At 45.1% G+C, this 5,961-nt stretch carries 8 protein-coding genes; 1 reads left to right on the top strand and 7 read right to left on the bottom strand.

Annotated features, from left to right (window positions below):
• Nucleotides 1-90 precede the first annotated feature (90 nt).
• The 5 genes from VIP81_RS00220 to nudK all read right to left on the bottom strand — a co-directional run bounded on the left by VIP81_RS00220 (nucleotide 91) and on the right by nudK (nucleotide 3,805).
• A complete protein-coding gene (locus VIP81_RS00220; RefSeq protein WP_331956459.1) occupies nucleotides 91-1,356 on the bottom strand; it encodes an MFS transporter in 1,266 nt (421 codons plus the stop codon).
• A gap of 27 nt (nucleotides 1,357-1,383) precedes the next feature.
• Entirely contained in the window at nucleotides 1,384-1,611 is a 228-nt protein-coding gene (locus tag VIP81_RS00215; RefSeq protein ID WP_331956458.1) for a hypothetical protein, read from the bottom strand.
• A gap of 45 nt (nucleotides 1,612-1,656) precedes the next feature.
• Nucleotides 1,657-2,247 (bottom strand): TetR/AcrR family transcriptional regulator, encoded by a 591-nt coding sequence (locus VIP81_RS00210; protein WP_331956457.1) that lies wholly within the window; start codon nucleotides 2,245-2,247, stop codon nucleotides 1,657-1,659.
• A gap of 157 nt (nucleotides 2,248-2,404) precedes the next feature.
• On the bottom strand, nucleotides 2,405-3,172 hold the full coding sequence (locus VIP81_RS00205; protein ID WP_331956456.1) for a helix-turn-helix transcriptional regulator: 768 nt from the start codon (nucleotides 3,170-3,172) through the stop codon (nucleotides 2,405-2,407).
• Nucleotides 3,173-3,226: 54 nt separating this feature from the next.
• On the bottom strand, nucleotides 3,227-3,805 hold the full coding sequence (gene nudK, locus VIP81_RS00200) for a GDP-mannose pyrophosphatase NudK (RefSeq protein ID WP_331956455.1): 579 nt from the start codon (nucleotides 3,803-3,805) through the stop codon (nucleotides 3,227-3,229).
• A gap of 59 nt (nucleotides 3,806-3,864) precedes the next feature.
• Here nudK and VIP81_RS00195 point away from each other — a divergent pair, with 59 nt between their 5' ends.
• Complete coding sequence (locus VIP81_RS00195; protein WP_331956454.1) at nucleotides 3,865-4,611, top strand: DeoR/GlpR family DNA-binding transcription regulator; 747 nt, start codon at nucleotides 3,865-3,867, stop codon at nucleotides 4,609-4,611.
• Between the two features lie 8 nt (nucleotides 4,612-4,619).
• Here VIP81_RS00195 and VIP81_RS00190 read toward each other — a convergent pair whose 3' ends face one another.
• Nucleotides 4,620-5,417 (bottom strand): alpha/beta hydrolase, encoded by a 798-nt coding sequence (locus tag VIP81_RS00190; protein WP_331956453.1) that lies wholly within the window; start codon nucleotides 5,415-5,417, stop codon nucleotides 4,620-4,622.
• Nucleotides 5,418-5,462: 45 nt separating this feature from the next.
• Nucleotides 5,463-5,961 (bottom strand): penicillin-binding transpeptidase domain-containing protein (locus VIP81_RS00185; RefSeq protein ID WP_331956452.1); only part of this gene is annotated, 499 nt, incomplete at its 5' end.

Genomic DNA, 5,961 nt, shown 5'->3' with positions numbered 1-5,961 from the left:
CGGGTGTATAACAAGATCCATTATTCCGGGGTTATTTTTCTGCAAAAAACAACAAAGGACTACCTCTGTCTGGTAGTCCTTTTTATGAGATTATGCTGCGGTTGGCGCAGGTACATTCACTACTCCCGCTCCGCGTGCGAGCTTTGATTTTACCAACATACTGACGCGGTATACCAGGAAAATACAGGGGATCGTTAAACCAATAATGACCCAGCCGAGTGTATCATAATGTTCGATCGGACTGAATTTATCTTGCTGTGATACAATCATGCCGGCAATGACGGCGGCAACACCACCAGCTATTTGTTGCAGCGAGGAATTAACGCTCATAAATGCGCCCCTGTCTACCAGGTCAGGAATACCCGTAGTGAGCGCCGTGAAAGGGATCATACGGCCCATGATACCGCCCATCATCAATACATTTAAGCACATGATGATCCAGAGGGGTTGCGGGGTAAGATGTGTATAAATCAAGACGATCACCATCATGTATAATGCTGCAATCGTGAAGAGCTTGAATTTATCTACCTTATCACTCAGGCGGCCCAGCACCGGCATGATGCACAACGCCCCCACACCGGTGACCATAAATAGCAGCGGTAATTGTTGTGGTGTAATGTGCAGATTATTGATGGCAAAGGCGCTACCAAAAGGCATCATCATAAAACCTCCGATAGACATTAGTGCAGTAGCGGTAAAGCCTATACGATAATCCCTTTTAGCTACGGTGTGTAACAGATGTTTAAAGGCGCTCTTATCGCGTTGTACCGCCAGATGGGCCACGATGGGTTCCAGTCTGATAAAGATCAACGTCATCACAATCATAGCCAGACCGGCCACCAGGAAAAAAGGTGCTTCCCAGCCCCAGGCATTGGCAAGATATAAACCAATGGGAATACCCAACACCTGACTGGCGCCGAAAGCCATCTGGACAAAGCCCATCACGCGGCCACGTTGTGAAAGATCAAAAAGATCCGTGATGATCGCCAGAGAAATAGAACCTATTACCCCGCCGAATAAACCCGTTACTATACGGGCGGCCACCATGGTATAGTAGGTATTGGCCACGCCACAGCAAAGCGTACCGATGATGAAGCCGGTGTAGAAAAATACCAGTAATTTTTTGCGATCAAAACGATCGGCAAAACCGGCGGTCAGCAACCCGGAGATACCGGCGCTGAAAGCATAGGCAGATACAATAAAACCAAACTGGTTCGGTTTTATGCTCATAGATTTCATGAGCATATCGCCCAATGGCGACATCACCATGAAATCCAGTATAACAGTAAACTGTGTGAGCGCCAACAGGGCGACCACCAGTTTCTGGTGAGAAGAAAAAGCAGCTGTTTGTTTCATTTAAAAGATATTGATGGAAAAACGTTATTAGTCTTCCAGCTCTGCGCATTCGTAGGCGCTGGCATTTACAAGTGCGATGATGCTGTCAATGGCTGGTATGGCTGCCACTACTCTTAGTACGCGGTCCACATCTTCCAGGTCTACCGTCCATTTCCCGATAAACGGCTGCCGGTCCAGTACCTGCGCCACTTTTAAGCGGTCTTCCACTGTTGCGATGTTCGTTTTGAAAACAAGAATATGTTGTGCGGTGTTCATTGTTTATAAGCAAGCGCTCATTTATTAATTTGAGAAAAAAAATAGCTATTTCGATAGTCCTTTTACCACGCAGTCGAATGTTTCTTTCATGATTTTTTCTGAGAACTTAAATTTACGGCCATCAAGACTTTGCCCTTCGTTATGGAACTTAATCAGGGAATAGAGTGGTGCAAATGCTACTGACCAGTATACTTCCAGGGGCATACGGTCTATTTCTCCACGTGCAATGGCATTCTCTACAAAATTGCCCATATTTTTTTTGAATTCCTCCGTAATGGTCTCCAACATTTTATCTCTATAGGTAGAGTTACGAAGCTGTTCAAAAAAAGCAGCGGATTTATGATTATCTAATGCAAAGTCCGCCCGGTTTTTCCACTGGCACCAAAGACCGTCGCTGAAAGACATGGCCGGGTCAAAACCCTTCAGGGTAGCGCGGGTCATTCTAACGCCTTCCTCTATACTGAGACTGGTAAGCAAATCCTCTTTATCCTTGTAGTAGATGTAAATAGTGGCCGGAGATACACCCGCAGCTTTTGCCAGGCGGTTGATCCCGAAATTTTCCAGTCCATCCTTTGCGACCATATCAATGGCCGCTTCGCGGATAGCCAGCACTTTATTTTCATCTCTGTATCTCATTCGGTGCAAATATAAGTGAGCATTTGCTTATTTAAAAATATTTCTTTGGGATTTTTTGAAAATAAAGGTGATGGCAGATTTTCATAACAGATGGAATACCCTGTTGCGCATCGCTGGAAATCTCCGAACGGCGATGCAGATCTTCTTCATTTTTGTATTACCACCACGTGGCATTTTGAAAAAATTCCTGTGGTGTGCGGCCGGTAAATGCTTTAAAGTCTTTAATAAAATGTGCCTGATCAAAATATCCGGCATTGTAAGCGGCATCCGTTAAACTCTCTGCTGCATTATAATGGTCCAGCAAATGTCTTAATCTCACAATAGCAGAAAACTGCTTGGGACTCGTGCCCACACTACGCCGGAACCTTTTCTCAAAAGCATCCTGGCTGATGTATAAGTCGGCCGCCAGTGATTTTATCTTTATGTTGCCATTGGTGTTCTTAATTTGTTGCACGGCATGATTCACCAGCAAATCAGGTTCATGTGTTCTTAATTCTGCCAACAGGAATTCTTCTACTACCGCTATTCTTTGCTGATCATCGGTGGCTTCACTTAAGCGTTCTTCTACTTCCTTAATTTTGTATAACCGAATCAGGTCATCCAGTGGTTGTTGGGCTTCAAACAATTCATGCAACGGCGCTTTGAAAAAAGCAGTAGCGCCACCTTCCTGGAATATCACCAGGAAATTAGCGGTATCAGGATCATACTTCAGTAAGCGGGCAGATTTCCGCAAACCCGACACTCCCGCCGCCGGCAGTTGATTGATCAGCGTTTGCGTAAGATGGCTCACTGTTCCTTTCATCCGGAAACTCATCACAACAGATGTATCGGGCAGCGTATTATTCTCCATTCCCTCTCCACTTTCTATAATCAGAAAAGCTTTGACAAAAGGTTGAAGAATAGCCACAGGAAGATGACGCTCCATTTTCATACTGATAAAGATACACAAAATTTAACCTTGCAATGAAGGCCAATTCGCTTATCCACAGAGGTTATTAATAGCAGCATACTGCAACAGCATAATGGTTTTCCCATCCTTTATTTCTCCGGTCCGGATCATCTCCATGGCGGTTATAAAAGGCAACTCCAGTACTTCAATATTTTCCTGCTCTTCTTCCAGTCCGCCACCAGCATGCACCTGCTGTTCTTTCGAATAAGCCGCCACAAAGAAATAGAGTATCTCGGTCACAGAACCGGGCGACATATACGATTCAAATACCTTACGCACATCGGTGATGTTGTAGCCTGTTTCTTCCATGGTTTCCCGGCGTATGCATTCTTCCGGATTATCCTGATCCAGCAGTCCTGCACAACATTCTATCATCATACCGGTTTCATTGCCATTAATATAAGTTGGCATGCGGAACTGCCGCGTGAGTATCACTGTTTTATTTTCTTTATTATATAGCAAGATGGTAGCCCCATTGCCCCTGTCGTATGCTTCGCGCTCCTGTCGTACCACTACCCCATCATGTCCCTTCATTTCATAAGTGATCTTTTTCAGTGTATACCAGTTATCAGACAGGATCTTTGTTTCGAGGATATTTATCTCTTTCATATTTCAAATGATCGTTTTTGATCGTTTTTGTTTATTTTTGATCAAGTTAAAGATTAAAAATGAATTTCCAGTTAAGAAAGCAAAAAATTCTGGCGCAGTTATCGGAACAGGGAGAAGTAGATACCAAAGCACTGGCGCAATCGCTGGGCATTTCAGAAATCACCATCCGCAGAGACCTGAACCAGCTATCGGAGCACGGGCTGCTTTACCGCACCCATGGCGGTGCCATCCCGGTAACAACACCGGAAATGCCGCACAGGTTTATTAATAAGGCGGCCGTTAACCAGGCAGCAAAAGATAAAATCTGCAGCAAAGCAGCCGCATTCATCAACGACGGCGATATTATTTTCATGGACTGTGGCAGCACGGTGTTCCGCCTATGCCAGTTCATTAAAGGAAAAAAAATAAAAGTCATCACTAACTCCATGCCCGTGATCAGCGAACTGCAAAACAGCCAGGTATCCATGAACATCATTGGCGGCGAGTACGATGCAGCACGACAAGCCATCCATGGCAGCATGGCCATAGAACATATCCGCAGATACCAGGCTGGCAAAGCATTTATTGGCGTAGATGGCCTATCCGCACAGGGACTGTTTGCTCACAGCGAAAAAGAAGCCGCTATCGCACTGGCATTGGCCGCCCAAAGCACACAAACCTATCTCCTATGCGATGCCGGCAAAATAGATAAGCCGTCCTATTTACAGTTTGCACCGCTGGAAATAGTGTATGCAATAGTAACGGATGCAGATCCGGCGAGCTTAAAGTATTGTAAAAAGAAAGGGGTGAAAGTAATAGGGGTGTAAATATAAAACTACTCCAATATCCGCCTCAACGCCACCTGATAATCTTCATTCTCCGACATCCCGTTATGCCCCTGCCCATGCAGTGTAATCAGCGTATCGGAAGGCTTCAGACAGGCTTTTAGTTTCACCGCGGATGATTCATAATAAATCACCTCATCCTGATCACCATGAAAAATGGTAATAGGCACGGTAGTCGCCTGCACATATTGATAAGCAGGGAACCTATATTTTAAAAGCGTGGAAGGTAGAAAAGGATACTGATGTTTGGCTATATCTGTCATGCTGTAATAAGGCGCCTGCAGAATAAGCCGCTGCGGATGGTTCATGGCAGCCAGTCTGGCGGCAGTACCTGTACCAATAGAATATCCGAGGATGGTAATTTTATTTTCCGGATACACTTTCTTTATGCTGTCATATACTGTTTGTGCATCTTCATAAAACTGTGCTTCACTTTTAATGTGTCCGCCACTTTTCCCAAAACCACGATAATCAAAAATAAACACATCATATCGCAAACGGGTATACGTAGCAGCTACTTCTCCCCAGGTATCGAGTGCACCGGCATTGCCATGCAAATAAAAAACCAGTCCTTTGGCGGTATCTCCCTTAAACAACAGCCCGTGCAGCAGCGTGCCATCATTCATGCGAATCTGCTGCTCTTCAAAAGGCGGCTGAAAATGAAAAGTATAGTTGGCGGGCAACTTCTTCGGAAAAAAAAGTAAATGCTCCTGAATAAAGTACACGAGTATACATACCACCACATACAGCAATAATAATATACCCGCTATTTTCCAGATGATCTTCATGTTGCTAATATACACCACAAAGCCGTTCCAACAGATGCAGAAAAATTAATGAAAATAATGCTTCAACACCTGCTCCGCTGTTAACGCACCCGTAGTAGTATTTAAAGAATCTATCTTCGACAACTCCCGCTTGGCGGCGGAAATGGTAGCTGTTTCCAGCATACGCTTCATCACAGGCATTTTCGCAGCAGGCAACGAATCCCGCAGGTATTTCTCCATCATCAGGTTGGCAATTGGTACTGCATAGGCAGATCCCATACCGGCATTCTCCACAATCACGGCAATGGCTATACGCGGATGATCCCGCGGCGCAAAAGCTACAAATAAAGAATGGTCCGGAAGATCGACTACTTTGCCGTCTATAATACCCCTGTTTTCGGCAGTACCGGTTTTGCCGCATACGTCAATCCCGTCCATATGAGCGCCCCTGCCGGTACCATGTTCCACCACATCTTCCATTCCATAAATAACAGAACGATAGGCGGTATCGGATACGTTGCCCACCGCATGCTTCTCCTTATATTTCTTCAGCAGGTCAGAACTG

The sequence above is a fragment of the Chitinophaga sp. genome, from assembly GCF_036566945.1.
In the GTDB taxonomy this organism is placed as follows: Bacteria; Bacteroidota; Bacteroidia; order Chitinophagales; family Chitinophagaceae; genus Chitinophaga.
The sequence above is the reverse complement of the archived record's forward strand: the minus strand, read 5'-3'. Positions and strand labels throughout refer to the sequence as shown.

Bases quoted from the DNA above. Each gene is read 5' to 3' on its own strand.
- VIP81_RS00220 (WP_331956459.1), bottom strand. From the start codon at position 1,356: ATGAAACAAACAGCTGCTTTTTCTTCTCACCAGAAACTGGTGGTCGCC.
- VIP81_RS00215 (WP_331956458.1), bottom strand. From the start codon at position 1,611: ATGAACACCGCACAACATATTCTTGTTTTCAAAACGAACATCGCAACA.
- VIP81_RS00210 (WP_331956457.1), bottom strand. From the start codon at position 2,247: ATGAGATACAGAGATGAAAATAAAGTGCTGGCTATCCGCGAAGCGGCC.
- VIP81_RS00205 (WP_331956456.1), bottom strand. From the start codon at position 3,172: ATGGAGCGTCATCTTCCTGTGGCTATTCTTCAACCTTTTGTCAAAGCT.
- nudK (WP_331956455.1), bottom strand. From the start codon at position 3,805: ATGAAAGAGATAAATATCCTCGAAACAAAGATCCTGTCTGATAACTGG.
- VIP81_RS00195 (WP_331956454.1), top strand. From the start codon at position 3,865: ATGAATTTCCAGTTAAGAAAGCAAAAAATTCTGGCGCAGTTATCGGAA.
- VIP81_RS00190 (WP_331956453.1), bottom strand. From the start codon at position 5,417: ATGAAGATCATCTGGAAAATAGCGGGTATATTATTATTGCTGTATGTG.